Origin of the sequence: Kamptonema formosum PCC 10802, from assembly GCF_000332335.1 — a bacterium.
In the GTDB taxonomy this organism is placed as follows: domain Bacteria; phylum Cyanobacteriota; class Cyanobacteriia; order Cyanobacteriales; family Oscillatoriaceae; genus Oscillatoria.
Genome location: NZ_KB235948.1, coordinates 3509487 through 3509941 on the forward strand (window position 1 = coordinate 3509487; position 455 = coordinate 3509941).

The 455-nt window shown below is 54.9% G+C and carries 1 protein-coding gene; it reads right to left on the bottom strand.

Going from position 1 to position 455, the window contains the following annotated elements; translation table 11 throughout:
• On the bottom strand, nt 1-204 hold a 204-nt coding region (locus OSC10802_RS57200; RefSeq protein WP_232731682.1), incomplete at its 3' end, for a hypothetical protein.
• Between the last annotated feature and the right edge of the window lie 251 nt (nt 205-455).

A 455-nucleotide genomic window follows, 5' to 3' on the forward strand; every position in this document is an offset into this window, starting at 1 on the left:
CAAGTGAGCGCCGGCTGCCGGTTGAATCCCATACCTTGTGGCCCAGATTTGGGGCCAGCCCACCGTTACAGGAAGATTTGTGTACCATTGGTACACAACTTGGGAAGCCAATGTGTCAAGTGAGCGCCGGCTGCCGGTTGAATCCCATACCTTGTGGCCCAGATTTGGGGCCAGCCCACCGTTACAGGAAGATTTGTGTACCATTGGTACACAACTTGGGAAGCCAATGTGTCAAGTGAGCGCCGTCTGCCGGTTGAATCCCATACCTTGTGGCCCTGATTTGGGGCCAGCCCGCCGTTACAGGAAGATTTGTGTACCATTGGTACACAACTTGGGAAGCCAATGTGTCAAGTGAGCGCCGGCTGCCGGTTGAATCCCATCCCTTGTGGCCCAGATATGGGGCCAGCCCGCCGTTACAGGAAGATTTGTGTACCATTGGTACACAACTTGGGAAG